The sequence below is a fragment of the Nocardia sichangensis genome, assembly GCF_047200615.1.
Lineage (GTDB): Bacteria > Actinomycetota > Actinomycetes > Mycobacteriales > Mycobacteriaceae > Nocardia > Nocardia sichangensis.
In genome coordinates this window covers 252,854-277,710 of record NZ_JBJZOK010000007.1, presented here as the reverse complement: position 1 = coordinate 277,710, position 24,857 = coordinate 252,854, and the positions used below count along the sequence as shown (strand labels likewise).

Genomic DNA, 24,857 nt, shown 5'->3' with positions numbered 1-24,857 from the left:
TCGATCCGACAGTCTATGCACACCGAGGTGATCGAGCGCGAGTCAGCCGGTCACCCCGACCCTTTGTGCAGCAGCGCGCTCAAGACCCGTTCCGCCCGGTCCGGATCGGGGGGCGCCCCGGCGATCGTCGGCAGGTAGTGGAACGACTCGGCGATCCGGACGCTGGCGTAGGCCAGTTCGTCGAGCGTGAGCGTCGTGGCGATGCGCTCGTCCTCGAGATCCCGCGCGAGATACCGGGCCACGGCTTTGACAAGGCGCGGCTGGAACCCGTTGCTCGCCAAAGTGAGCAGCTTCATGGCACGCTCGTTCTCCTCCAACACGAATTTGCGCGCTCCCGGTTGCGCCAGCACCGCTCGGAGATAGGCGGCGAGCAGCGCGGGCACCCGAGCGCCCGGCTCGTCTCGCACCCGCTCCCACTCGTCGCGCAGTGTCGCTTCGGTGAGCGACCAGATGACCTCTATCAACAACTGGTCGCGGCTGCCGACCCAGCGGTACAGCGTCACCCGGTTGACCGCGAGTTCGGTCGCGAGCTGGCCGACGTCGAGTCGCTCGCCGCGCAGGAACTTTCGCTTCGCCAGACGGAGAGCGTCCATCGGTTCGGGCCGCCGCTCCGCGCCGTCCCCCAGCGCCCGCTGCAAAGGCGTTCGAGATGTCATGCGGGCCAGCGTACCGCCGATGTAACAAATAGTCACTAGGTTGCACATGTGCAACTAATTGGTCATGACGATGCTCTTGACCAGCGAGATCCCGTAGGGCTTGATTGCAACATGTGCTGAATTCCAATCAAGGATGAAACAGATGTCAGATATGTTGCAAACCGTCCAAACCCAATACGGACCGGTACGCGGACGCACCCGTGGGCCGGTGCACGAATTCCTCGGTATCCCTTTCGCCGCCGCCCCGGCGGGGAAGCATCGGTTCCTTCCACCGGTGCCGCCGCAAGCGTGGGCCACGGTCCGGGACGCGACCGATCCGGGCCCGACCGCGGCACGCGCGCCGTACGTGCCCGCTTACGACGGGCTCGTTCCCGAAGTGTCGATCCCGGGCGACGACGTGCTCAACCTCAACGTCTGGACCTCCGCGACCGAGGGTGCGCGCCCGGTCCTGGTGTGGATCCACGGCGGAGCGTTCACCAATGGCTCCAACGCCCTGCCGACCTACGACGGCACGGCGTTCGCGGCGAGCGGGGTGGTCGTGGTGGCCGTCAACTATCGCCTCGGCGGCGAAGGGTGGCTGCATTTCGGCGCGGACACAGTCAATCTCGGCATCCTGGACGTGGTGGCGGCGCTGGAGTGGGTGCGCGACAACATCGCGGCCTTCGGCGGCGACCCGGCGCGGGTGACCATCGCGGGACAGTCCGCTGGCGCCATGCTCGCCACCACTCTGCTCGCCGTGCCGCGCGCTCGTGGCCTGTTCCGCGGTCTGATCGCGCACTCCGGAGCGGCGGCCAACACCGTCACCCCGGACGAGGCGCGCCTGCTGATCGACAACGTGGCCGCGCACATCGGCATCGAGCCCTCGCTCGACGCCTTCGCGGACGTGCCGATCGACGAACTGTCCACGCACGTCAGGGCGGTGCTGCACGAAGTGCAAACCGCCGCTGATCCGGCGAAATGGGGACGATTGGCGCTGACCACCTTGCCGTTCGCGCCCGTGGTGGACGGCGCGATCGTCGTCGACGATCCGCTGGGGGCGGTCGCCTCCGGCGCGACCACCGACGTGGCGATCCTGGCCGGGAGCAATGCCGAGGACGCCCGGCTCATCCTGGTCGCTTCCGGCGCCATCGATCAGATCGATGAGCCGACCCTGGCCGCCGGAGCCGCGGGATACGGATTGGACCCCGCCGTCGCGCTTCCCCGCTATCGCGCGTCCCGGCCGGATGCCTCGGCGGGCGATCTGCTGTCGGCGGTCGTTACGGACTGGTTCTTCCGCATCCCGGCGATTCGCCTGGCCGAGGCGCAGACCGACGCGGGCGGCGCGGCGTGGGCCTTCCGATTCGACTGGCGCTCACCGCGGCTCGGCGGGCGGCTCGGCGCCGCGCACGCGGTGGACCTGCCATTCGTCTTCAAAACGCACACCCGTCCGGAGAATCACACCCTGGTCGGCGCGCATGCCCCCGACGCGGTCGCCGACAACCTGCACGGCATGTATCGGGCTTTCGTGCTCGACGCCGATCCGGGCTGGGCGCGGTACGAGCGGCAGCGGCGGACCACCGGCCTGATCGCCGACACCGTCACCGTGGCGAACGATCCCGATGCCGCGGAGCGACTGCTGTGGGCGGGTGTGCGATGAGCGATCTGGTCCGCTACGACGACAGCACGCCGAGGATCGCCCGGATCGTCCTGAACCGTCCCGACACACGCAACGCGCAGAACACCGAGCTGCTCTACGCCCTCAACGACGCGTTCGACCGGGCCGCCCGCGACGACGGCATCCACGTGATCGTGCTGGCGGCCGAAGGCCCGCACTTCTCCTCGGGACACGATCTGCGCGAACACGACTGGCGCGCCAACATGGGTCCGCGCACGCCGGTCGGCACCTGGGCCGGCTTCGGCAGCCAGGGCGCCGAGGGACTCATGGCCCGCGAGGAGGAGATCTACGCCGGGTTCAGCGAGCGATGGCGCAACATCCCCAAACCGACCATCGCGGAGGTGCACGGCAAGGTCATCGCGGGCGGGCTGATGCTGGTCTGGCCGTGTGATCTGATCGTGGCGTCCGAGGATGCCGAGTTCGTCGACAACGTCGTCGCGATGGGCGCCAACGCGGTGGAGTTCTTCAACCACCCGTGGGAATTCGGCATACGGAAAGCGAAGGAGTTGCTGTTCACCGCCGGGACTCTCACGGCGGCCGACGCCGAACGCATCGGCATGGTCAACCGGGTCGTCCCGCGAGCGGAGCTGACCGAGCACACCATGCGGCTGGCCGCGACGATCGCCGCCATGCCGCTGTTCGCGCTGAAACTGGCCAAGCGGTCGGTCAACGCCGCGCAGGACGCGCAGGGCCGCGCGACGGCACAGCAGACGGCCTTCGCGCTGCATCAGCTCGCGCACAGCCACAACGTCCAAGTCCACGGCGACATCGTTGACCCGGACTTCCTAGCGAGGTTCGCCCGCCGTGCCTGATCCACTCGCCCGGCCGCTCGGGCAGATTCTCACCGACCTGGCCGCCGCCGACCCGCACGCCGCGGCCATCACGTTCGAAGGCGACACTTGGTCGCGGCAGGACCTCGAGTCGGCCGCCAATCGCCGAGCCAGGCACTTCGCCGAACTCGGTGTCCGCCGAGGCGATTACGTGACCGTCGCCTTGGCCAACAAACCGTCCTACTTCGCGACGGTCTTCGCGGTCTGGAAGCTGGGCGCGGTGCCGCAACTCATCTCGCCGCGGCTTCCCGCACCGGAGCGATCGGCCGTGCTCCGGCTCGCGCGACCGCGGCTGGTAATCGGCGCCGCGGAACCCGGCCTGCCCGCGGCGCCGGACGAGGACGCGCTGTCGGCAGAGTTCTCCGACGCGCCGTTCGACCACTATCCGGTCGCGCCCGCGTGGAAGGCGCCGACTTCCGGCGGGACGACCGGACGCCCGAAGCTGATCGTGTCGGGCCAGGCGGGTCTGCTCGACGTCGCGCCGCTCAACGCCGTGCTCGGTCAGCGACCGGACGATGTCCAGCTCGTCAGCGGCCCGCTCTATCACAACGCGCCGTTCAATACCTCGTTCTTCGGTCTCATGGCGGGCCAGCACCTGGTGATGTTGCCGAAATTCGAGGCGCGCACGGCGTTGCGGGCGATCGCTCGCCACCGAGTCAGCTGGCTGACCGTGGTGCCGACCATGATGTCGCGCATGCTCACCGAGGTGCGTGATCGGCCGAAGGATTACGACCTCGGCTCCGTCCGGCGGCTCTGGCACATGGCTGCGCCCTGCCCGCCGTGGCTCAAGCGGGCCTGGATCGAGCTGCTCGGCGCCGAGAAGATCTACGAAATGTACGGCGGCACCGAGAATCAGATGATGACGCTGATCGACGGCCGGGACTGGCTGACCCACCCCGGCTCGGTCGGACGCGCCGTCTTCGGCGAGTTCGTCGTCCTGGATGCCGACGGACGCCCGTGCCCGCCCGGCATGGTCGGCGAGATCTTCATGCGCCCGGCCGAGGGCGACGGACCCAGCTATCGCTACGTGGGCGCCGAACCGCGCACCCACGCCAACTGGCCGGGCTGGGATTCTCTCGGCGACCTGGGCCACGTGGACGACGAGGGATTCCTCTATCTCAGCGACCGCCGCACCGACCTGATCGTCACTGGTGGCGCCAACGTCTTCCCCGCCGAGGTGGAGGCCGTGATCACCGAGTATCCCGGCGTGCGCGGGTGTGCGGTCGTCGGGCTGCCGGACGACGACCTCGGCAGGCGCGTTCACGCCGTGGTCGAGACCGACGCCCCGCTCGACGAGGCGCGGCTTCGCGGTCACGTCGAGTCGCGACTGGTCCGCTACAAATGCCCGCGCACCTACCGGTTCACCGATACCCCGCTGCGCGACGACGCGGGAAAACTGCGCCGCGCCGAACTGCTCGATCTCGAGGCGCGGCTGACGAGCCGGGCCACCGGATCAGCCACGTGACCATTCGTGGCCCCAGTAGCTGTCGGCGGTGATCTCCTCCGCACTGTAAGTGGACTCGTCGACCAGCAGACCTTCGGTGCCGTATTCGAGATCCCAGCCGCCGGGCGTGCGGACGTAGAAGGAGATCATCTTGTCGTTGGTGTGCCTGCCGAGGGTCGACGACAACGGGAGACCCGCCCGCATGACGCGGTCGAGCGCCCGGCCGACGGCGTCGAGTTCGTCGACCTCGACCATGATGTGCACCAGGCCAGGGCCGTCGAGACGGGTGCCGGGGATCAGGGCGAGGCTGTGGTGACGCTGGTTGACGCCGAGGAACCGTACGCGCACCGGTCCCACACCGGGTGGGGTGGGCACTCGGAAGGAGCCGCGTGGCAGGAATCCGAGTATCTCGCAGTAGAAACGGTTCGCCTCCTCGAGATCGGGCACCGGTAGCACGACGTGGCCGAGTCCCGATCCCGCTGTGACGAAACGGTTTCCGTGGGGAGTGACGACCGGGCTGTGGTCGAGCACCGGGCCGTGGAAGACCTCGACGGTGAACCCGGCGGGGTCGGTGAAGGTGCAGGCTTCCTCGACGCGTAGTGCGTCGACCTGCTCCTGAGCGAGCGGTGTGACCGCCACGCCCGCCTGCTCCAGCGCCTGCCGCACGCGGGCGAGCGCGCGGTAGTCGCGCACCTCCCAGCCGACGGCGAGCACCCGGTCCTGTTCCGCCGGGACGAGTTCCAAACGGTAGGCGTGCTCGTCCATGCGCAGGTACAGACTGTCCGGATTCGGCCCGGTGGCCTGCGCGAAACCCATCACGTCGAAGGCGAAGGCGCGCCAGGCCGCCACATCGGCGATGGCGACTCGGACGTAGCCGAGCGAGGCGATGTCAGCCATTGATTCGTCGTACTCCTCAGGAATAGGTGACTTGCACCGTGTCGGTGACCGGGACCGCCTGGCAGGCCAGCACGTATCCCTCGGCCAGATCGGACTCGTCGAGAATTTCGTTGTGCCGCATCGCCACCTGACCGGAGACGACCCGGCAGGTGCAGGCGCTGCACGCGCCCTCGCGGCAGGAATAGGGCGCCTCCAGCCCGTTGGCCAACAGGACGTCGAGCAGGACCTGGTGGCGGGGCCACGGAAGTGCGCGCGTCTCGCCGTCGAGTTCCACCTCGACCGCCGCGTGGTCGCCGGAGTCGCCGGAGTCGACGACATCGGGCGTGGCGGTATCGAACGGATCGCCGTTCAGCGACACGAACTTCTCGACGTGCACGCGCTTGCGGTCGGCGCCCGACCCGATCAGTGCGGCGGAGACGGCGTCCATGAACGGGCCGGGCCCGCACACGAACGCCTCGCGCTCGCGCCACGGTCCGGCCAGCGCCGCGAGCTGCGGCCGCGACGGCAGCCCTTGCACGCTCTCCAGCCAGTGCACCACGACCAGGCGGCCGGGATGCCGGGCGGACAGGTCGGCGAGTTCGTCGGCGAAGATCACCGAGCGCTCGTCGCGGTTGGCGTAGATCAGCACGCAGTGCCCGGCTCCGTCTGCCAGCACCGATTTCAGGATCGACAGCACCGGGGTGATCCCGCTGCCCGCCGCGAACAACAGCACGTCCTCGTCCAGCGACGCCGGGGTGAAGACACCCGCGGGCGGCAGCGCGTGGAAATCCATGCCGGCAACCGCGTTGTCGCACAACCAATTCGACGCGTAGCCGTCGGACGTTCGCTTGACCGTGACCTTCAGCGGCCCCGCTTCGTGCGGCGCGCTCGACAACGAGTAGCAGCGGCTCACCGAGCCGGTCAGCTCGCTCGGAATCCGCAGGGTCAGGAACTGGCCCGGCCGATAGTCGATCGCATTCGACTGCTCCGCGGTCGGACTCAGCTCCAGCGATACCGCGTCGTGGGTCTCCCGGATCACCCGCGCCACACGCAGGGTGAGGAATGCGCTGGGGCGACTCTCGGTGTCGTCGGGAACCTCGGCCCGGCTCCCCGGCGCCACGGCCGCTCGGGCTCGATCCACTGCTGCGTCTCCTCTTCGGTCCTCCACGGCTGTCACGGCACGTCCCCGTCCCGGGTGCTGACGTCGATGAGACCGCCCGCGACGGCGGCATCGATGCTGTCGCGCAGCGCGACGCAGGTCCGTACCCGCGCACTGTCCGCGCCGGCGAACTCGGCGCACGCCGCCACCGCGCCCGTGCTCCACTGCACGCTGGTGTGCTGCGGACTGAACTTCTCGACGAGCACACACGTCGCGCAGATACGGCAGGTAACCCGTTCCATCGCGCCCCGCTCAGGCTCCGGCGGCGGCGCGCTGCTCGGCGAGATTCTCGGCGACCTCCGCCTCCCACGCCGTGACCGCCCTGGTGGTGTCCACTTCGAACTCGAAGCGGTCGGTCATCTTCGGATCGATGTCGGCCACGTCGGTGTAGAACTGCTCGTACCAGCGGCGCAGCTGGTAGACGGGTCCGTCCTCCTCGCACAGCAGCGGGTTGTCGATGCGGGTCTTGCGCTGCCAGATCGCGGCATCCTGTTCGAAGCCGCGGCCCAGGCCACCGGCGAACTTCGCCGCGATCTCCTCGGCCTGCTCCGCGGGCACGCCGTGTGGCTTCTTCACGATCGCGCCGTACTGCAGCACGAATTTCGTGGGTGACACCGGGTAGTGGCAGTTGATGAGGATGCCCTCCACCGTCAGGCCCGCGCTCTCGCTGCGCAGGTGATCGATCATGTAGGACGGGCCGTAGTAAGAGGCATCAGAGTGCAGGACGTTCTTGCCGCCCAACGCCTTCGCGGTCTCCCCCATCATGTCCTCGCGCGACACCGAGGTCATGTACTGGCTGGCGATGTGACCCTCGAAGACGTTCTTGAAGTAGGTCGGGAACCCGAAGTGCACGTAGAAGAAGTGCGCCATGTCCACCACGTTGTCGATGACCTCGCGGCAATTCGCGCCGTCGATCGTCATGGTGTTCCAGGTCCAGTCGGTCCACTCGTCGCTGAACGCCCCGTCGATGCGCGGGATGGTGACCTCCGCCGGGGGCGGATCGCCCTCCGGGTCGTTCCACACGAACAGCTGCTTGTTCTGCTCCAACGTCGGCCACGAGCGAGTCCGAGCCCGGGGTGGAACTCGGCGGCCGTAGGGGATGCCGGTGCAGCGTCCATTGCCGCCCCACCGCCAGTCGTGGAAAGGACAGGCGATGGAGTCACCTTTGATCCGGCCGTCCCCGAGGTTCCCGCCCATGTGCCTGCAATAGGCGTCCAGCACGTACAACTCTCCGCCCGCACCGGCGAAGACCACCAGTTCGGTGCCGAAGATCTCGACGGTATGCGGTTTCCCGTCCCGGTAGTCCCGCGCGAGACCCAGGCAGTGCCAGCCGCGCGCGTAGCGGGCGGGCGGAGCGCCCGCGTCGATCACTCGGACCTCGGTGTCGGTAGTCATCGGTTCCTCCACGATTCGCGCACGGTTGTCACTTCGATATTTCGGTTCGCCGTCCCGCCCCGGAAATGTGCAGTCCCACTGGCCGGGAGGTGCTCAGGCCTCATCGAGCCGCCCGAAGGCGGAGCGGTAGAACAGCAGCGGAGGCGCCTCGCGATGCTCCGACAGCGCGGTGACGCGTGCGATGACGATGGTGTGGTCGCCGCCGTCGACCTCCTGCTCGATCTCGCAGTCGAGCCAGGCCATGGCTCCGGCCAGCCGCGGCGAGCCGTTGGGCGAGGGCTCCCAGTCGACCCCCGCGAACTTGTCGGTGCCGCTGCGCGCGAGACGGCGACAGATCTCCTGCTGGTCGTGGGCCAGGATGTTGACGCAGAGCCGGCCCACGGCCCGGATGCGCGGCCACGATGTGGACGTGCGCGCGGGGCAGAAGCAGACCGCGGGCGGCTCCAGCGACAGCGCCGAGAACGACTGGCAGGTGAATCCGACCGGCCCGTCCTCCGCGTGCGCGGTGATCACCGTGACGCCTGTGCAGAAGCGACCCAGCACCGCTTTGAAGTCGCGCACCTCCAGTGGCGATCCGTCCATCTCGAGCACCGGTTCCATCGGGCCTCCTATTTCGATCAGGCATATACCTGTCAGCTATGACAGCAGCGCTCGCCGGAGGGTCGTCAAGATCGGAGTCCGGTCACCGAGATGCGGATCCGTAGAAGCTACGTAGTTCTCCCGATTCATCTCGGCTGCGAAGTCGTCAGTGTGATGGGAGACACAAACGATCGAGCACGTAATGCCTGGTCGACGTTGACCGACTGTGACCGACGGAGGTTCGAATGACCGTCACCATGCTGCCCGACAGCGAGCCGCGCACCGACCGGGTCCCGCGGCGGACCCGCGCCAAGGGGGTGGAAGCCGAGGTGCCGGTGTCGATGATCGAGCGGATGACCCTCATCCTGGACGCGTTCGACGCGGCCACCCCGACGCTGACGCTGCTCGGCTTGGTGGAGCGCACCGGCCTGCCGCGGTCGACCGTCCATCGGATCCTCGACCAGATGATCCGGCTCCGGTGGCTGGCCCACACGTCCGGCGGATACCGGCTCGGCATGCGAACCCTGGAACTGGGTGGGCTCACCGCCGACCACAACGAGATCCGCGACGCGGTCAGCCCGCTGCTGCACGAGTTGTGCCAGCGCACCGGCATGGTCGGACACCTGGCGGTGCTCGACGGGCGCGAGGTGGTGTACCTGGACAAGGCGGGCGGGCGTTTGGCCGCGATGCTGCCGACCCGCCTCGGCGGCCGCATGCCCGCGCACTGCACCGCGCTCGGCAAGGCCATGCTGGCCACGCTCGAGCCGACTATCGCCGAAGCCGCGTTCCATTCCCGGCTGCCGCGCCGGACCGCGCACACCATCACCGAGCCCGACGCGCTGCATCGCGCCTTGGCCCAGGTCCGGCTGCGCCAGGGCGTGGCGCTGGACCGCGAGGAAGCGATGGACGGAATCGCCTGTGTCGCAGCGCCACTCCGGGGCCACGGCACCGCCCCCGCAGCCCTGTCGCTGTCCGGGCGAGCCGAGGCGATGAGCTTCGACAAGCTGGCGCGGGTGCTGCTCGAGATCTCCCACGAGGCCGGACGGACGCTGTTCGGGCGCCGGGCGCGCTGGCGATAGTTCGAATCCGAATATGCCTGAGCGGTACAGTCCGACCATGACCGATGGCGTCACACCCGCGGTGCCCGACCTGCCGACCACCGCGTGGGCCGTACTCGGCATGCTCTCGCACGCCGACGAACTCTCCGGCTACGACCTCAAGAAATGGGCCGACTGGAGTCTGCAGTTCTTCTATTGGAGCCCGTCGTTCAGCCAGATCTACGCCGAACTCAAACGCCTCGAGAAGCACGGCTACGCCAGCTCCCGCACGGTGGTGCACGAGGACGGCGTGCGCGGCAAGCGGATGTACGCCATCACGTCGGAAGGCCGTGCGGCCGCGGCGAACTGGGTCAATCACGCACCGGTGGAGGCGCCGGTGCTCAAGCACAGCGTGATGCTGCGCGCATGGCTCGGCAACCTCGCCGAACCCGACCGGATGCGCGACATACTCACCGAGCACATCGAGTACGCCGAGAAGATGCGCAGGCGTGCCGAGGCCGACGCGCAGGGCGCCGAGGCGAATCCGGACTGGGCCTATCCCGAACTGGTGCTGCGCTGGTGCGTGCGGCACTACGAGGCGGAGCGCGATTTCGCCCGCGAGCTGCTGGCGGATATCGACCGCCTCACTCAGTGAGACGCCACCTGGCTGTTCCGGCCCCGCCATATTTCTATTAGGCATATGGAGGTGGCGGACGATGACCGGTGAACTGGACTCGGTGCCTGCCGCGGTGGCGGCCATCGCGAACGGCGGCATGGTCCTCGTCGTGGACGACGAGGACCGCGAGAACGAAGGCGATCTGGTGCTCGCCGCGGAGCGGGCGACCGCGGCGAACATCGGGTTCCTGGTGCGGCACACCAGCGGCGTGCTGTGCGTGCCCATGACGGGCAGCGACCTGGACCGGCTGGAGCTGCCGCCGATGACGGCGATCAACCAGGACCCGAAGGGCACCGCGTACACGGTCTCGGTCGACGCGGCGGCGGGCATCACCACCGGCATATCGGCCGCCGACCGCGCGCACACCATGCGCTTGCTCGCCGATCCCGGCGCCACACCCCGGGATTTCACTCGCCCCGGGCACGTGTTCCCCCTGCGAGCGCACCCGCGTGGCGTGCTCGGTCGGCAAGGGCACACCGAGGCCGCGGTCGACCTGGTGCGGATGGCGGGCATGCGCCCCGCCGCGGTCATCGCCGAGGTGGTGCGCGACGACGGCTCGATGGCCCGGCTCCCCGACCTGCTGACCATGGCCAGGGTGCACGGAATCCCGATCATTTCCATCGCCGACCTGATCGACCATCGCCGCAGGCTGGAGCCGGGCGTCGTGCGCGTCGTCGAGACCAGGCTGCCCACCCGCTTCGGCGAATTCCGGCTCATCGGCTACCGGGACACGACCGACCACGCCGAACACCTCGCGTTGGTGTTCGGCGCGCCGGGCGAGCGCGACGTACTGACCCGGGTGCATTCGGAATGCCTCACCGGCGACGCGTTCGGCTCGCTGCGCTGCGACTGCGGCGAGCAGCTCGACGCCGCCATGCGGGCAGTGGCCGCCGCGGGCCGTGGGGTCGTGGTGTACCTGCGCGGACAAGAGGGGCGCGGCGTCGGACTGCTGAACAAGCTGCGCGCCTACGCGCTCCAGGACGAGGGCGCCGACACGGTCGACGCGAATCTGCGACTCGGGCTGCCCGTCGACGCCCGTCACTACGGCGCCGCGGCGCGGATCCTGGCCGACCTGGGAGTGCGGTCGGTCCACTTGCTCAGCAACAATCCGGCCAAGCAGGCGGGATTGACCGAATACGGCATCGCCGTCGAACGACGGATTCCGCTGCAGACCAGTCCCACCGAGCACAACGTGCGGTACCTGCGCGCCAAGCGCGACCGTATGCGCCATCAGCTCAGCGACGTCGACGCCGCTGCCGCCGCTCGGTGAGCGGCGCCGGTTCGATCCCTTCGCGGTCACCGGAACGCCGCCGATCCTGCGCGTGCCGGACCCGCGGGCACGTTCATCGGAGTTGAATTTGTCCAGAACGCTCTTCCGCGCCCCGCGCGGTACCTAGGGTTGACACCCATGGCGCGGCGTCCCATCGGCAACCTCCCTGCCGAGGTCACCAGCTTCGTCGGGCGCCGGGAGGAACTCGCCGCCGCGAAGCGGCTGCTGCCCACGACACGCGTGCTGACCCTGCTCGGTCCGGGCGGCGTCGGCAAGACCCGGCTGTCCCGCCAAGTCGGCGTCGCGGTCGCACGCGCGTTCCCGGACGGGGTGTGGCTGGTCGAGCTGGCCGACGTCCAGGACCCGGATCTGGTCACGGTGACCGTCGCGGAGGCCCTCGCGTTGCGCGACGACACGGCGGCGCCGCTGCGGCGGCTCACCGACTTCCTCGCGGCCAAGCGGCTGCTGCTGATCTTGGACAACTGCGAGCACCTGATCGACGCCTGCGCGCGGCTGGTGGGCAGGATCGTGGCCACCACCTCGGAGGTCCGCGTGCTGGCGACCAGCCGGGAGGTGCTGGGCGTGCAGGGCGAACAGGTCATGCCCGTCGCGCCCTTGCCGCTACCGGACGCGGGGACCACCGACAGCGATGCGATGCGACTGCTCGCCGAGCGGGCCGGCGCCGCCAACCCCGGCTTCGCGGCCACCCCCGCGAATCGCGATGCGCTGGCCGCGATCTGCCGCCGGCTGGACGGCATTCCGCTCGCGTTGGAGCTGGCCGCGTTGCGGTTCCGCGTGTTCACTCCGGAACAGATCCTCACCCGGCTCGACGACACCATGGGACTGCTCAGCGCGGGACCGCGACTCGCGCCGGAACGACAGCAGACCATCGAGGGCGCGATCCGCTGGAGCTACGACCTGTGCATCCCGGCCGAACAGCGCTTGTGGGAGCAGCTGTCGGTGTTCTCCGGCGGCTTCGACATCGACGCCGCCGAAGCCGTGTGCCTGCCCGCACCGAACGGGCGCACGGTGATCGACGCGCTGACCGGCCTGGTCGACAAGTCGGTGCTGAGTCTGCGCTACGACGGCGACGTCGGGCGGTACTCGATGCTGGAGCCGATCCGGCAGTTCGCCAGCGACCGGCTGGCCGAGCGGGGCGAGGAGCCCGAGGTGCGCGGCCGCCACCGCGATCATTACCGGCGGCTGGCACTGCGCGGCCGCACCGCGTATTGGAGTCCCGATGACGTCGCCTGGTTCCGCGAACTGAACCGCGAGCACGCGAATCTGCGCGCGGCGCTACAGTTCAGCCTGACCGACGCACCCGAGTCGGCGCTCGAGATGGCGGCGGTGCTGCGGCCGTTCTGGGAGCACAATCGCTTCCTCACCGAGGGCTACCGCTGGCTGACCGACGCGCTGGCGAGGTCGAGCGAACCGACCGAGCTGCGCGCACGCGGGCTGTCCGCGGCGGCCTCGCTCGCGGCGTTGCTGTCCGATCGCGGGTCGGCGCGCCAGTTGGTGGACGAATGCGTTGCCCTGGCGCGCCGGGTCAATGCCCCCGACATCCTCGCGGAGGCGATGCTCGATTCGGCGCTGCTCGCCTTCAACGACGGCGACACCGCCCGCGCGCTCGAATTGGCCGAGACCGCCACGCATCTGGCAGCCGAATGCGGCCATCACGCGATGGAGATGGACAGCCTCGCGTTCGCGTTCGTGTGCGCGCTGGTGCTCGCCGACGAACGCTCGACCGCCTTCGCCGAGCGGCTGCTGAAGGTCACCACAGAGCGCGGACCGTATCTGCTCGGCGGGCTGGCGCAGTGGTCGATGGGGCTGGATCATTGGCGGCGCGGCGATCAGCGTGCCGCGACCGGATATCTCGCCCGCTCCGTCGAGATGTTCAGCCTGTTCGACCGATGCGTCTGGCTCGCCTCCGGATTCGAAGGGCTGGCGTGGTCGGCGGTCGCGCGCGCCGACTTCGAGCGAGCCGCCCGTCTGCTCGGCGCCGCGGAGATCCTGGCGCGCAGCACGGTACGCCTCGCCCACGCCATCACCGGCGTACTCGGTGACAGGATGCGTGGTCGCGTGCGAGAAGAACTGGGCGAGCGGAAGTTCGAGGAGATCTTCGACAGCGGCGCGACGCTGTCGCTGAGCGAGGCGATCGATTACGCGCTGGGACGCGCACCCGCCACGGCGCGACCGCCGCAGGCCGCTCCGGTCGAGGCACAGGCAGCGGACGTCCTCACACGCCGGGAGAAGGACGTCGCCCGGCTGGTGGCGGCGGGGCACAGCAACAAACGCATCGCCGCCGAGCTGGTGATCTCGGTGCGCACCGCTGAGACCCACGTCGAGCACATTCTCACCAAGCTCGGTTTCACCTCCCGAACCCAGATCGCGGGGTGGGTCCGCGATCACGAGGTGTGATCGACGCGGGCGGCGGGCGGTCAGAGACCGGCGGTGAGGAAATCGACGACCGCGCGCTCGAACGCCGACTTGCGTTCGATCTGCACCCAATGACCACACCGGGCGAAGACGCGCAGATCCGCGTTCGGGATCTGCCGTGCCGGGAACAACGCCGCCTCCACCGGTGTCACCCGGTCGTCACGCCCCCACAGGATCTGCGTCTCGGCGCGCAGGCCGCGCAGCCGGGCCCACAGCGGAACCGGTTCGGCGAGAGCGGGATCGGCGAAGGTCGCGTACGCGTCGCGCAGCGCGGCGATAGCGGCGGGATCGGAGGCGGCGGCCGACCGGGTCTCGATCAACTCCTCGGTGAGGGTCGCCGGATCCGACACCATGGCACGCAGCCAGGGCAGCAGCCGTTCCCGGGTGGGAGCGGCGCTGAACTCCAGCAAGCGCGTGATGCCTTCGGACGGCTCGGGCCCCAGCACGTTCACCCCGACGCCGCCGGGCGCCATCAGCACCAGCCGATCGACCCGGTCGGGATGTTCCAGCGCCAGTAGCGTCGCGACCGCGCCACCCATCGAATTGCCGAGCAGGTGTACCCGTTCCAGGTGGAGGTCATCGAGCAGGCCCAGCACCGCGTCGGCGGAGATGCGCAGATAGTTGCGTTCGTACACCGGCGGGCGGCCACTGGCGCCGAAGCCAGGCTGATCCACGATCAGACAACGGAAACGCTCGGCCAGCACCGGCAGGTTGGCGCCGAAGTTGGCCCATCCCGAGACGCCCGGTCCGGAGCCGTGCAACAGCACCAGCGGCGCGCCCGACCCCGCTTCGTGGTAGCGCAGTTCCAGCCCGCCCGTCGTGATCCGGCGCGTGGTGTTCTCCGCGGTGAGCGTCATCAGATCATCCGATCCGTGACCGGCAGGCCGAACGCGTCCCGGCCGTACAGGACCAGCGCGCGCTCCACGTCGTTGATCACGTGCACGCTCCCGGCGTGCGCGTCACGCCAGTGCCGTTCGATCGGATTGGGTTTGCGGATCGCATGACCGCCGGAGTTGTCGAACAGCAGGTCGATGGCCTCGATGGCGCGTTCGGTGCCGCGCACCTGGTCGCGGCGGCTGCGGACCCGCAGTTCGAGAGGGATCTCCTCCCCCGCCTCGGCGTAGCGCAGCTGTTCGCCGATGTTGCGCTCCATCTGCAGGACGGCGGCGTCGATCTCGGAGGCGGCGCGAGCGACGCGGACGTGCGCGAACGGATCCTCGGCGGCCTTCTGCCCGCCGTAGGAGATCCGCACCCGCTCGCGCATGCGCTCGATGTGCGCTTCGTACGCGCCTTGGGCGGCGCCGATGATCGGTGCGGTGATGGTGTTGGAGAACACCGCGCCAAACGAAATCCGGTACAGTGCAGCGGTATTGACCTCCTGTCCGGGTCCGCGCAGCTCGGCCTGCTCACTCGCGCTGTAGGTCCGGTGGGCGGGTACGAACGCCTTCTCGATGACGATGTCGTTGCTGCCGGTGCCGGACAGCCCCGACACGTGCCAGACGTCCTCGATGCGGTAATCGGCACGCGGCACCAGAACGGTCAGATACTCCGCTCCGCCTTCGTCGTTCGGCACGACCGCGCCCAGGAAGGCCCAGCGGGCGTGATCGCACCCGGAGGAGAAGCTCCACCGACCACTGATCTCGAAGCCGCCCTCGACCGGTGTCAGCTTGCCGGTCGGCGCGTACGACGACGAGACCAGTGTGTCCGGATCGGCACTCCAGACGTCCTCCTGTGCCCGCAGCGGAAACAACGCCAGTTGCCACGGGTGCGCGCCCAGCACCGAGGACACCCAGGCCGTGGACGGGCAGGCGGTCGCGATGGCGCGGATCACCTCATAGAACGCGACCGGTGAGGATTCGTCGCCGCCGAAACGGGACGGCTGCAGCATGCGGAACACCCCGGCCTCGGTCAGCTCCCGGATGCTCTGGTCGGGCACTCTGCGCTGCAGTTCGGCGTCGGCGGCTCGCTCCCGGATCGCGGGCAGCAGATCCCGTACCCGATCGAGCACCTTGTTGGTCATATGCGGTAGTCCTCCTGGTAGTGCCGTCTTTCGACGCTAGGCCGGTGCGGCGCCGTCCGGTCCGATCCATCCCGATGACCGGAACCCGCCGTCCGGATCAGCTGGTGCGGGCCGCGGCGGTACCTGCGCGGCGGCCGAAGAAGGTGCCGTCGCCGAGCGAAGTGCCGCTGATGTAGCCCTCGCCGTGCAGGTTGCTCGCGGCACGGCCCGCGGCGAACAGACCGGGGATCGGGGCGCCGTCGACATCGAGTACGGCGCCGTCGAGCGAGGTGTGCAGACCACCGAGGGTGAACACGGACGCACCGGTCCCACGGCGATCACCGGATTCCGACGGTGGCCGCACCCCCGCCCGCACGTCGATCGCGGCGAGCGGCGGCGTGAGGGGCCGCACCCAGCGCGGCGCTTTCCCGAACTCGGGATCCACCCCGCCCGAGGCGAAGTCGTTGTACCGGCGGACGGTGTCGGCCAGCGCGGCCGCCGGTACGCCCATCAGGTCGGCGAGTTCCTCGGCGGTCTCCGCCACATGGGTCGGCTGCACACCCCACCGCTGTGGTTCCGGCACTTCCTCGAAGGCTCGTTCGTCCAGCACGACCCAGGTCCGCATGCCGTGCCGGAACAGCGCCGCCTGGCCGATCCGGCCGGGATAGGTGTCCTCGTTGACGAACCGCTGCCCGTGCCCGTTGACCACCATGCCGCGCGCGGCGAGGCCGGGAACGAGCGAGATGCCGACCTGGCCCGTGGACATGTGCCGCACGGCCGCGCCGAGCGCCTGCGCCATCCGGATCCCGCTTCCGTCGTCGGTGCCCGCGCTGACCTTGGTGTGCCCCAGCAGTTTCGGTGCGTGAGCGGCGAGCATGGCGTCATTGTCCACGAATCCGCCGGTGGTCAGCACGACGCCGCGACGTGCCCGGATGGTCAGCTCGGTTCCGTACCGCCGGGCCACCACACCGACGACGGTGCCGTCGGCCGCCAGGATCAGGCAGGTCGCCCTGGTATCGAAAAGCGCTGTCGCGCCGGCGGATCGCGCGGCCTCGGCCAGACAGTCCATGAGCAGCTTGCCGCCGAAGTCGGCGGTGGCCGGGCGATGCCCGCGGGGCGCGGGACCGGCGAGGTCGGAGAACGGCTTGCTGTTCTCTCCCAGCCACATCAGCCCGTCATCCGTCGGCGGTACCCACGTCGGCGCGTCCCACAGTGTGGGCTTGAACGGCACGCCGCGGTCGGCGAGCCAGTGGAAGTGCGCGACGCTGTCCTCGCTGTAGCGAGCGATCTTGGCCGAATCCGCCCCCGGACCGAGCGCGGCGGACAGGAACGCGGCCATCGCTCCCGGGTCGTCGTCGAATCCGCAGGCCCGCTGGATCGGTGTGCCGCCGCCGAGATAGATCTCACCGCCCGAGAGGGCGGATGCGCCGCCGGGACCGCTCATCCGATCCAGCACCAGCACCTGCGCGCCGCTCGCCGCCGCCTCGAATGCCGCCGCCGCTCCGGCGCATCCGTAACCGACCACCAGCACATCGGTCTCGAGGTCGTAGGCGCGCACGTCGGCGGCCTCCCGAGGCGCGACCGAATACCGATCACTCATGGGGTCGACCTTCCCGCGCCGGTCGCGATGGCGGGCCGCCCGTCTTGGTGAGCGACCCGCCGGTCCCGTTCATCGGGACTGTGGTCGGCCGCAGGCTCGCCGTATGGCGATGGTGTGTGAACGGCGTCACGTCTGTATGGGCGCCAGCGAGGAGGAAGATTTCATGCGGGTCCTGGTCACCGGAGTTTCCGATCCGACCGGTCGCGCGGTGGCGCGCATGCTGCTGGCCGCGGGCCACGACGTGGTCGGGCTGGACCGCGCGCGGCACCGGTACGTCGACCCTCGGGTCGAGGTGATCACCGGTGACCCCGCCGAGCCCGCGTTGTGCGCACGGGCTGTCGCCGACTGCGCGTCGGTAGTGCATCTGGGCGGTTCGCTCGCCGCCATCGCGACGGCGGCCCGAGCGGCCGGGGCGCGAATCGTCGTTCCGGTGATCGCGGGGCCGGAATCGATCGCCGAGGACGTCGTGCGGTCCAGCGGGGCGGCGGCGTTGATCGTGCGCACCGCGCCGGTCGCGGGCAGGCGCGTCGATGGCGCGAGTTGGCGAATCCTGCGCGGGCTGCTCGGTTCCCGCCGAGCGGGCGGATTCCAGGTGCTGCACACCGACGACTTCGAACGTTTCCTGGTGCTGGCCGCGCAATCCGAGCGCACCGGCCTGGTCGAACTGGCCGCGCCCGGGGTGGTCTCGAGTGCGGACGCGCATCGCATCCGCCAGGCGGCCCGAACACGGCAGTCGCGGCGGACGTCCGGCACGCCACCGCAGGTGGATCCGAGGGTGGCACGCGACGAATGGGGATTCCGGTGCGGCTGGACCGCGTCCGAAGTGGCGACCGACATCGTCCGCGGACTGACCGGTCGCAGACTCGACGGCGACGAGTTCGTCGCCAGGCCCGGCGCCATCCCGCTGCCCGGCTACCTGATACCCACCCGCGCGGCCACCTCGGACGGACACGCGCTGGTGTCGGTCGCGCCGGAAGGTCTCGAGGGCGAGTTCGACGATCGTGTCGACCCGGCCTATCCGGTGCACACCGCGACCAATACATCCGAGGCGCTGCCCGGACCGCTCACCCCGCTGACGGTGGATCTCCAAGCGGGCGCTATCCGGCTGGCCAATGCCGCGATGGGCACCATGATCGCGCTGGACGGCATCGCGCTGGAGCACTGGACCAGCCGGGTCACCACGGTGCTCGGGCACCACATCTACATCAACGCCTCCATCGGCGTGCTGGCCGCGGAGAACATGCCGGGCTGGGACGAGCAGAGCATCCGCCGCGACGTCTACGGCAACATCCCGCCCGAGATCTCGCTGACCCCGCACGGCAAGCCACCCACACCGACGGGATTCGCCAGTACCCGCGCCACCTGGCGCGCGGCGGGCCGGGTGCTGCGCACCGCGCTGCGCTACCGCGAGACCACCGACGGCATCAATGCCGCCGCGCATCAGGAATCCCTTGGCGCCGCGGCGATTCGCGAGCTCACCGATGAACAACTGCACGCCCGCGCCCTGCTGTGGCGGGATCGGCTGAATCAGTCCTGGGCGGCGGCGTCCATCGGGGTGATGATGACCGGCGCGGCCACCGCCATCCACTCCCGCGGCAAGGAAGCGGCGACCGTGCCCATCGATCTGGAGCGGTTGGAGTCGGCCAGGACCATGCTCGCGGTAGAACGGCTCGCCGCCTTGTGCCGGGCCGACACCGCGTTGCACGACGCGGCGCACGCGGGCGACGTCACCGCGGCGCGGACGATCTCCCCGGCGTTCGCCGCCGCGCTGGAGGAGGAGCTGCGGCGGATCGGACATCGCGGACCGGGCGAGTGCGAGCTGCTCAACCCGACCTTCGGCGACCGGCCGGAGCTGCTGGTGACCGCCGCCGCACGCGCCGCTCGGATGCCCGCGCCCAAGCGGGAACCGGTCGACCCGGCGCCGAGCCGCACCGCACGGATGGCGGCAGGAGCGACGATGGCGCGCGAACGCGTCCGCGACGCCGTGGTCCGGTACACCCACTGCCTGCGCCTCGCCGTGCGGGAGCGGGCGGAACGGCTGATCCGGCAGGGGCTGCTACAGCAGGCCGAGGACGCCTGCTTTCTCACGCTCGACGAAATCCTCTGGGCGCCAGCCGATCTGACCGAACGGGTGGCACGCCGCCGAGCCGAGCTGAGCCGGTTGCGCGGCGTCCGCATGCCGGACGTGATCGCAGGTGACTGGGAGCCGCTGCCGAACGCGGACGCGTTGACGCCCGGAGACGGCCTGACCGGCATCGGGGTATGCCCCGGCGTCGTGGAAGGCACGGTGAAACGCGTCCTGTCCCTGGACGACGACATCGAGCCGGGCGACATCCTGGTGGCATCGGTCACCGACACCGGGCACACCGCGATGTTCGCCTACGCCGCCGCGGTGGTCACCGACATCGGCGGCTCCGCCTCGCACGCGGCCATCGTGGCCCGGGAATTCGGCATCCCCTGCGTCGTGGACACCAAGACCGCCAGCACCCGGCTGGCCGATGGGCAACGGGTGCGGGTCGACGGGGCGGCCGGCACGGTCACCCTGCTCGCCGACGCCTGAGCCGTGGCCGGGGTCGCACACTCCGGCCCACTTGCCGGCTCGGCGTCGCCGGGCCGCGACTCTATGGAAGGAATGAGCCAGTGACGATTTCGCGTGTTGTTCGCGGGGCGGTGACCGGTGTCGCCGCCGCATTGATCGCCGTGTTCCCGTCCACCACCACCGCAGTGGCGGGGCCCGGACTGGTGCACACTGTGCACGACCGCTCCATGCAGTTGTCGTCGGCGCCGAATGCGCGGGACATCGGTGACTATCCCACCCAGGGCAACGGCAAACTCCGTACCGGCGTGGTGTTCCGCACCGACGCCCTGGACAAACTCACCGCCGCCGACCAGCAGAAGCTGGTCACGTCGGGCATCACCGCGGTGATCGATTTCCGCAGCCCGAACGAGTCCGGGGCCAACCCCGACAAGCTTCCGGCGTCGATTCCCGCGCTCGCGCGTCCGGTGTACGACCCTGGCAACGACTTCTACCTGATGGTGGGCAAGGCGGTGCAGGGCGGTCCCGCCGTGCAGCAGCAGATGTTCGGCGACGGCAAGGCCGCGGGCATCATGCGCGACTACTACCGCTGGCTGGTCACCGACGCCGCGGCTCGCGCGCAGTTCGGGGCCGCCATCCGGGACATCGTGAACGCGAACGGACCGGTGTTGTTCCATTGCACCGCGGGCAAGGACCGCACCGGTTGGATGACCGCGATCTTGATGACGGCGCTCGGTGTGCCGAAAGGCCAGGTGTACAAGGACTATCTGGAATCGAACGACAACCTGGCCGCGAGCAACAAGACGACGATGGACGGGCTGGTGGCCAAGGGGCTGGTCACCGATCCGGCGCTGTTCGATCCGATCCTCGGCGTGCGCGCCGAATACCTCGACGCTGCCTTCGACCAGGCCGCCGCGTCCTTCGGATCGTTCGACCGGTTCGTCACCGACGGACTCGGCGTCGATGGTGCCACGCTGGAAGCGCTGAAAGCCGAACTGTTGCCGCGGTAGTCGACGACCGGAGCGGGTCGGGTGGATCGTGACCCACCCGACCCGCTCAGTCGTTTCGGGACCCACCGGACGACCGCGCCGCTGAGCGGATGCGGGTCACGAATTCGCGCTCGAGGATCGGGCCGCCATCAGCACGCGGAGGGTGTCGCCCGGACCCATAACCACCCTCCGGTGGCATGCGGCATCAACCGACCGTTCGATGGGGTGTGCGACTTCCGGCACAGCGGACTTACTTCTGAATGGTGATGTTTCCAGCGCGGTGGGTGGCGACACTGGAACCACGCCGGTCGGGGAATCGCTACAGCGTCGGCGCCCAGTCGAGTGAGGAGTCGATCAGTGACACAGCAGGAGTGGCGCGGGACGGTCGTGAAGAAGTCGCGTGGGTTGCTGGACGGCGCGAATCTGTATCGGCGCTTGCACGTCCGGTTGCAGGATGGCAGCACGATGAAGATCCGCGTGGACCGGACGTTGTGGAAGGTGCTGGAGGTCGGCGACTCGGTGATCAAGCGGGCCGGAGCCGACCCGGTCAAGGACTGACCTGCCGGAGCGGCTCGGTGAGCGCGCCGGACCGGGCCGCGATGTCCTATTCCGGCGCGATCAGCACGGCACGCAGTCGTGCCAGCTCCCCTGTGGTGAGCCCGCCGGCCAGCAACCACTCGGCCGCGCCGCCGTGGTCCGCGGACAGTTTCGCGAGAAAACGCCGCATCACTTCGGCCTCGACGCCGAGAATGCCGGTGCTGACCGGGGGCAGCCCCGCGTAGGACGGAAGCGCGTCGAGCCGGTCACGGACCAGGTGCATGCGTTCGCCGGTCAGGGCGTAATCGGCCGCGATCGCCTCCGGCGGCACGCCCACCGCGTCCAGGAGCACCGCTGCGAGCACTCCGGTGCGATCCTTGCCCGCGGCGCAGTGGAACAGCACCGAGTGGTGGCCTGCGTCGATGACGAGCCGGACCGCCGCGACGATGGACTCGGCGCTGCCCGCCAGCAGCTTGTCGTACAAGTCGACCAGATCCACCCGGCTCGAGTCGGGGACCAGATCTCGTGCGGCGAGCGAGGATTGCGGTGATTTCCGCACCGGGAGGCAGACCCGCCGGACGTCGGCGGTGGCCAGCAGGCCGTAGCCCTCGCGCTCCACCTCGTCGGGCAGCCGGAGATCGATCAGTGTGCGCAGACCGATCGGTCCGAGCAGCTTCGCCATGTCGGACTCGGTGAGATTCTGCGGCGTGCTGGAACGGTAGACGACGCCGAAACGGGTTGTGCCGCCGTTCTGCACGGGCAGCCCGCCCAGGTCGCGGACGTTGTCGATCTGGGCGAACTCGACCCACCGGTCACCGGGCACGGTGGCTTCGCCCGTGCTGTCAGTGGGCACGGCCGGCCGCCGCCTCGTCGGCGCGGCTCAGGCCGCACAGTCCGATCAGGTCTTCGTGCAACTCGAACCACACGGTGTGGTAGCTGTCGAGCACCGGACGTGCGACCCAAGCGTGGTCACCATCGGCGATCCGCTCGACGGCGTGTGCGAAGCGGGCGCGGTACCGTGCCAGCCGGGGCGCGACGTCGCCGATCCGCCGCAGCAGTGGCTGCACGGCGCCGTGCAGGTCGGTCAGCCGGGTCAGCACCGCACCGTCGTAGTCGGCGTCGGCATGATCGTTGACGGTGGCCGGGTCCTTCATCTGCCAGGCGGTGACGACTTCTTTCAAAACACCGTTGAAATCGCAGAATTCGGCGTAGACAGAGGCGATCGCGGCACGGTCGACGGTCCGTCGCTCCGCCGCCAGCAGGCCGTCCAGGTGCTGTCTGCCCTCGGGTGTGAGGCGCACTCCGATCGGTGTCGCGGCGCACCATCCCGCGGTTACCAGCTGTTCGCATCGAGCGGCGACCGTCTCGGCAGACGCAGCTACGCCCGCGGCCAGCGCGTCATGGGCGGCCCGGCCTTTGATCCCGATCAGCCGCAGCAAATCGAGGTCGGGAATATCCGTCACGGTCGCCGGGGATGCCACATCTACTTTCACCGAGACATCGGTCGCGCGCGCGTCGAGCCACGCCGCCAACCGGTCGGCGTCGGTGCCCGCCCACCCGGCCAATCGGCCGACGTCCGCGAGGGTGCTCGCATCGACGGGTTTGCCTTCGACCCGGCCCGGCCAGACGCTGCCCGCACCGCCGTCCACGGTCACCACCTGACCGGCGAGGGCCGCGACGACGCCGGGGCCGCAGCCGACCACGCAGGGCCTGCCGATCTCGCGGCCGACCAGTGCGGCATGCGAAGTGGCGCCGCCCAATTCGGTGACGATCGCGCGGGCGGCGATCATGCCGTGCAGGTCGTCGGGGCTGGTGGTCGGGCGGACGAGGATCACGTCCTCGCCCGTCTCCGCCCTACGCTCGGCCTCGTGCGGATCAGTGACGACGACACCCGAGGCCAGGCCCGGACACGCCGCTTCGCCGCGTGCGAGCGGTGTCCCGGTGTACTCCCCGGTCGCCGGGCGCAGCACGGTGCGCACCTGGTCGGCGGTGACCCGGTTCAGCGCCTCGTCGGTGCCGATGAGCCCTTCCTCGGCCATCGCGACCGCGGCACGCACCGCCGCCCGCGCCGAGCGCTTGGCCGACCGCGACTGCAACAGCCACAGGGCGCCGGACTCGACGGTGAATTCGATGTCCTGGATATCGCGACCGTCGCGTTCCAGCAGGTCGGCCGCCGCGATGAGTTCGGCGTGCACCTGCGGTGACAGCGTCGCCAGTTCGTCGAGCGGCCGGGGGGTGGTCCGGCCGGACACCACGTCCTCACCCTGTCCGCCGACCAGCCACTCGCCGAACGTCGCGCGCTCTCCGGTGTTCGGGTTGCGGCTGAACAGCACACCGGTACCGGACTTCTCGTCGAGATTGCCGAACACCATGGCTTGCACCGTCACCGCCGTGCCGAGGCTTGCGGACACGCCGCGATTGCGCCGATACGTCTGCGCCCGTGGCGAATCCCAGGACCGGAACACCGCACTGATGGCCGCCCGCAACTGCTCCCAGGGGTCCTCCGGCACCGCACCGGCGGGATCACCCAGCACCGTTTCGCGATACTGGGTACGGAACCGCTCCCGCGTATCGGCCGCGTAGCCCGGATTCCCGGTCTCCGCCGCCAGCGCTCGCTCGACCGCCTCGTTCATGCCGAGGTTGAGTACCGTGTCCATCATCCCCGGCATGCTCACCGCCGCGCCCGAGCGGACCGACACCAGCAGCGGGCGGGTGCCGGATCCGAAGATGCGGCCGGTGCCGCGCTCCACAGCGGCGATGCCCGCCCGGACACCGTGCCAGATGTCCTCGCCGATCTCCCCGCGCGCGGAGAAGTCGGCCCAGCCCTCGACGGTGATCACGAACGCGGGCGGCACCGAGAGGCCGAGCGCGCGCATGCGGTTGACGCTCCACGCCTTGCCGCCGATGCGTTCCCGGGACAGCGAACAGGCGCCGTCGAGTTCGACGACCGGCCCCGCGCCCGCTGCCTCGTCGTTTCGCTCCACTAGCTCTGCTCCGGCCGTCATGTCACTCCTTGGCAATCACTGAACGTTCCGCGCCTCAGCGCGATTCGGATCTCGTACACCGGGCCGTGCGCGGCGCGAACCGCGGCGCACACACCTGTCGCTCGTTTCGAGCCTGCCGTGCCACCGGTCACCTGCCGTACCCGTGGTCCCGCTGAGCAGGACCAGCGATCCCGCGTGAG

21 protein-coding genes are annotated in these 24,857 nt (G+C 69.7%); 10 read left to right on the top strand and 11 right to left on the bottom strand.

Annotation, left to right across the window (positions count from 1 at the left end):
* Nucleotides 1–50: 50 nt before the first annotated feature.
* Nucleotides 51–656 carry a QsdR family transcriptional regulator gene (locus ACL03I_RS12955; protein WP_397277682.1) on the bottom strand — a complete coding sequence of 202 codons (606 nt, stop codon included), beginning with the start codon at nt 654–656 and terminating at the stop codon, nt 51–53.
* 142 nt (nt 657–798) lie between these two features.
* Between ACL03I_RS12955 and ACL03I_RS12950 the strand changes: the two genes are divergently transcribed.
* The 3 genes from ACL03I_RS12950 to ACL03I_RS12940 are packed head-to-tail and all read left to right on the top strand — an operon-like array spanning nt 799 to nt 4,605.
* The gene (locus ACL03I_RS12950) at nt 799–2,292 is read left to right on the top strand and encodes a carboxylesterase/lipase family protein (RefSeq protein WP_412806018.1); all 1,494 of its coding nucleotides are present in this window, start codon (nt 799–801) and stop codon (nt 2,290–2,292) included.
* Nucleotides 2,289–3,122, top strand: a complete 834-nt coding sequence (locus tag ACL03I_RS12945; protein WP_412806017.1) for an enoyl-CoA hydratase — start codon at nt 2,289–2,291, stop codon at nt 3,120–3,122. The genes ACL03I_RS12950 and ACL03I_RS12945 overlap by 4 nt, the downstream gene beginning before the upstream one ends.
* Nucleotides 3,115–4,605, top strand: a complete 1,491-nt coding sequence (locus ACL03I_RS12940) for an AMP-binding protein (RefSeq protein WP_412806016.1) — start codon at nt 3,115–3,117, stop codon at nt 4,603–4,605. Before ACL03I_RS12945 ends, ACL03I_RS12940 begins: the two co-directional genes overlap by 8 nt.
* On the opposite strand, the gene ACL03I_RS12935 is transcribed toward ACL03I_RS12940, so the two are convergent.
* From ACL03I_RS12935 to ACL03I_RS12915, 5 genes are all read right to left on the bottom strand, one after another.
* A complete protein-coding gene (locus ACL03I_RS12935; protein ID WP_355075457.1) occupies nt 4,594–5,481 on the bottom strand; it encodes a VOC family protein in 888 nt (295 codons plus the stop codon). The two genes, ACL03I_RS12940 and ACL03I_RS12935, sit on opposite strands and share 12 nt — an antisense overlap.
* A 16-nt stretch (nt 5,482–5,497) precedes the next feature.
* Nucleotides 5,498–6,580, bottom strand: coding sequence for a 2Fe-2S iron-sulfur cluster-binding protein (locus ACL03I_RS12930; protein ID WP_412806042.1), 1,083 nt, complete (start codon nt 6,578–6,580; stop codon nt 5,498–5,500).
* A gap of 53 nt (nt 6,581–6,633) precedes the next feature.
* The gene (locus ACL03I_RS12925; protein ID WP_412806015.1) at nt 6,634–6,861 is read right to left on the bottom strand and encodes a hypothetical protein; all 228 of its coding nucleotides are present in this window, start codon (nt 6,859–6,861) and stop codon (nt 6,634–6,636) included.
* A gap of 10 nt (nt 6,862–6,871) precedes the next feature.
* Nucleotides 6,872–8,014 carry a Rieske 2Fe-2S domain-containing protein gene (locus tag ACL03I_RS12920; RefSeq protein WP_412806014.1) on the bottom strand — a complete coding sequence of 381 codons (1,143 nt, stop codon included), beginning with the start codon at nt 8,012–8,014 and terminating at the stop codon, nt 6,872–6,874.
* A gap of 93 nt (nt 8,015–8,107) precedes the next feature.
* The gene (locus ACL03I_RS12915) at nt 8,108–8,614 is read right to left on the bottom strand and encodes a flavin reductase family protein (protein WP_412806013.1); all 507 of its coding nucleotides are present in this window, start codon (nt 8,612–8,614) and stop codon (nt 8,108–8,110) included.
* Between the two features lie 224 nt (nt 8,615–8,838).
* Here ACL03I_RS12915 and ACL03I_RS12910 point away from each other — a divergent pair, with 224 nt between their 5' ends.
* The 4 genes from ACL03I_RS12910 to ACL03I_RS12895 all read left to right on the top strand — a co-directional run bounded on the left by ACL03I_RS12910 (nt 8,839) and on the right by ACL03I_RS12895 (nt 13,994).
* Complete coding sequence (locus ACL03I_RS12910) at nt 8,839–9,672, top strand: IclR family transcriptional regulator (RefSeq protein ID WP_412806012.1); 834 nt, start codon at nt 8,839–8,841, stop codon at nt 9,670–9,672.
* A 37-nt stretch (nt 9,673–9,709) separates the two neighbouring features.
* Nucleotides 9,710–10,285, top strand: a complete 576-nt coding sequence (locus ACL03I_RS12905) for a PadR family transcriptional regulator (RefSeq protein ID WP_355075449.1) — start codon at nt 9,710–9,712, stop codon at nt 10,283–10,285.
* Nucleotides 10,286–10,346: 61 nt separating this feature from the next.
* Nucleotides 10,347–11,576, top strand: coding sequence for a bifunctional 3,4-dihydroxy-2-butanone-4-phosphate synthase/GTP cyclohydrolase II (locus ACL03I_RS12900; protein ID WP_412806011.1), 1,230 nt, complete (start codon nt 10,347–10,349; stop codon nt 11,574–11,576).
* A gap of 138 nt (nt 11,577–11,714) precedes the next feature.
* Entirely contained in the window at nt 11,715–13,994 is a 2,280-nt protein-coding gene (locus tag ACL03I_RS12895) for a helix-turn-helix transcriptional regulator (protein WP_412806010.1), read from the top strand.
* A gap of 20 nt (nt 13,995–14,014) precedes the next feature.
* On the opposite strand, the gene ACL03I_RS12890 is transcribed toward ACL03I_RS12895, so the two are convergent.
* The 3 genes from ACL03I_RS12890 to ACL03I_RS12880 form a co-directional block, all read right to left on the bottom strand.
* The gene (locus ACL03I_RS12890) at nt 14,015–14,869 is read right to left on the bottom strand and encodes an alpha/beta fold hydrolase (RefSeq protein WP_412806009.1); all 855 of its coding nucleotides are present in this window, start codon (nt 14,867–14,869) and stop codon (nt 14,015–14,017) included.
* Entirely contained in the window at nt 14,869–16,032 is a 1,164-nt protein-coding gene (gene hsaA / locus ACL03I_RS12885; protein ID WP_355075442.1) for a 3-hydroxy-9,10-secoandrosta-1,3,5(10)-triene-9,17-dione monooxygenase oxygenase subunit, read from the bottom strand. The genes ACL03I_RS12890 and hsaA overlap by 1 nt, the downstream gene beginning before the upstream one ends.
* Nucleotides 16,033–16,129: 97 nt before the next feature.
* The gene (locus ACL03I_RS12880) at nt 16,130–17,611 is read right to left on the bottom strand and encodes an FAD-dependent oxidoreductase (protein WP_412806008.1); all 1,482 of its coding nucleotides are present in this window, start codon (nt 17,609–17,611) and stop codon (nt 16,130–16,132) included.
* Between the two features lie 103 nt (nt 17,612–17,714).
* Between ACL03I_RS12880 and ACL03I_RS12875 the strand changes: the two genes are divergently transcribed.
* From ACL03I_RS12875 to ACL03I_RS12865, 3 genes are all read left to right on the top strand, one after another.
* Nucleotides 17,715–20,171 (top strand): PEP-utilizing enzyme, encoded by a 2,457-nt coding sequence (locus ACL03I_RS12875; RefSeq protein ID WP_412806007.1) that lies wholly within the window; start codon nt 17,715–17,717, stop codon nt 20,169–20,171.
* Nucleotides 20,172–20,251: 80 nt separating this feature from the next.
* Nucleotides 20,252–21,157, top strand: coding sequence for a tyrosine-protein phosphatase (locus ACL03I_RS12870; RefSeq protein WP_355075437.1), 906 nt, complete (start codon nt 20,252–20,254; stop codon nt 21,155–21,157).
* A 336-nt stretch (nt 21,158–21,493) separates the two neighbouring features.
* Nucleotides 21,494–21,694, top strand: coding sequence for a DUF7489 domain-containing protein (locus tag ACL03I_RS12865; protein ID WP_364436780.1), 201 nt, complete (start codon nt 21,494–21,496; stop codon nt 21,692–21,694).
* 46 nt (nt 21,695–21,740) lie between these two features.
* Here the strand turns inward: ACL03I_RS12865 and ACL03I_RS12860 are convergent, their stop codons facing one another.
* Nucleotides 21,741–22,526, bottom strand: coding sequence for a tyrosine-protein phosphatase (locus ACL03I_RS12860; protein ID WP_412806006.1), 786 nt, complete (start codon nt 22,524–22,526; stop codon nt 21,741–21,743).
* The gene (locus tag ACL03I_RS12855) at nt 22,516–24,678 is read right to left on the bottom strand and encodes a pyruvate, phosphate dikinase (protein WP_412806005.1); all 2,163 of its coding nucleotides are present in this window, start codon (nt 24,676–24,678) and stop codon (nt 22,516–22,518) included. Before ACL03I_RS12855 ends, ACL03I_RS12860 begins: the two co-directional genes overlap by 11 nt.
* Nucleotides 24,679–24,857: the final 179 nt, after the last annotated feature.

Excerpts from the sequence above, each read along its gene's own strand:
- ACL03I_RS12955 (WP_397277682.1), bottom strand. The coding sequence starts at position 656 with ATGACATCTCGAACGCCTTTGCAGCGGGCGCTGGGGGACGGCGCGGAG.
- ACL03I_RS12950 (WP_412806018.1), top strand. The coding sequence starts at position 799 with ATGTCAGATATGTTGCAAACCGTCCAAACCCAATACGGACCGGTACGC.
- ACL03I_RS12945 (WP_412806017.1), top strand. The coding sequence starts at position 2,289 with ATGAGCGATCTGGTCCGCTACGACGACAGCACGCCGAGGATCGCCCGG.
- ACL03I_RS12935 (WP_355075457.1), bottom strand. The coding sequence starts at position 5,481 with ATGGCTGACATCGCCTCGCTCGGCTACGTCCGAGTCGCCATCGCCGAT.
- ACL03I_RS12925 (WP_412806015.1), bottom strand. The coding sequence starts at position 6,861 with ATGGAACGGGTTACCTGCCGTATCTGCGCGACGTGTGTGCTCGTCGAG.
- ACL03I_RS12920 (WP_412806014.1), bottom strand. The coding sequence starts at position 8,014 with ATGACTACCGACACCGAGGTCCGAGTGATCGACGCGGGCGCTCCGCCC.
- ACL03I_RS12915 (WP_412806013.1), bottom strand. The coding sequence starts at position 8,614 with ATGGAACCGGTGCTCGAGATGGACGGATCGCCACTGGAGGTGCGCGAC.
- ACL03I_RS12910 (WP_412806012.1), top strand. The coding sequence starts at position 8,839 with ATGACCGTCACCATGCTGCCCGACAGCGAGCCGCGCACCGACCGGGTC.
- ACL03I_RS12905 (WP_355075449.1), top strand. The coding sequence starts at position 9,710 with ATGACCGATGGCGTCACACCCGCGGTGCCCGACCTGCCGACCACCGCG.
- ACL03I_RS12900 (WP_412806011.1), top strand. The coding sequence starts at position 10,347 with ATGACCGGTGAACTGGACTCGGTGCCTGCCGCGGTGGCGGCCATCGCG.
- ACL03I_RS12895 (WP_412806010.1), top strand. The coding sequence starts at position 11,715 with ATGGCGCGGCGTCCCATCGGCAACCTCCCTGCCGAGGTCACCAGCTTC.
- ACL03I_RS12890 (WP_412806009.1), bottom strand. The coding sequence starts at position 14,869 with ATGACGCTCACCGCGGAGAACACCACGCGCCGGATCACGACGGGCGGG.
- hsaA (WP_355075442.1), bottom strand. The coding sequence starts at position 16,032 with ATGACCAACAAGGTGCTCGATCGGGTACGGGATCTGCTGCCCGCGATC.
- ACL03I_RS12880 (WP_412806008.1), bottom strand. The coding sequence starts at position 17,611 with ATGAGTGATCGGTATTCGGTCGCGCCTCGGGAGGCCGCCGACGTGCGC.
- ACL03I_RS12875 (WP_412806007.1), top strand. The coding sequence starts at position 17,715 with ATGGCGATGGTGTGTGAACGGCGTCACGTCTGTATGGGCGCCAGCGAG.
- ACL03I_RS12855 (WP_412806005.1), bottom strand. The coding sequence starts at position 24,678 with ATGACGGCCGGAGCAGAGCTAGTGGAGCGAAACGACGAGGCAGCGGGC.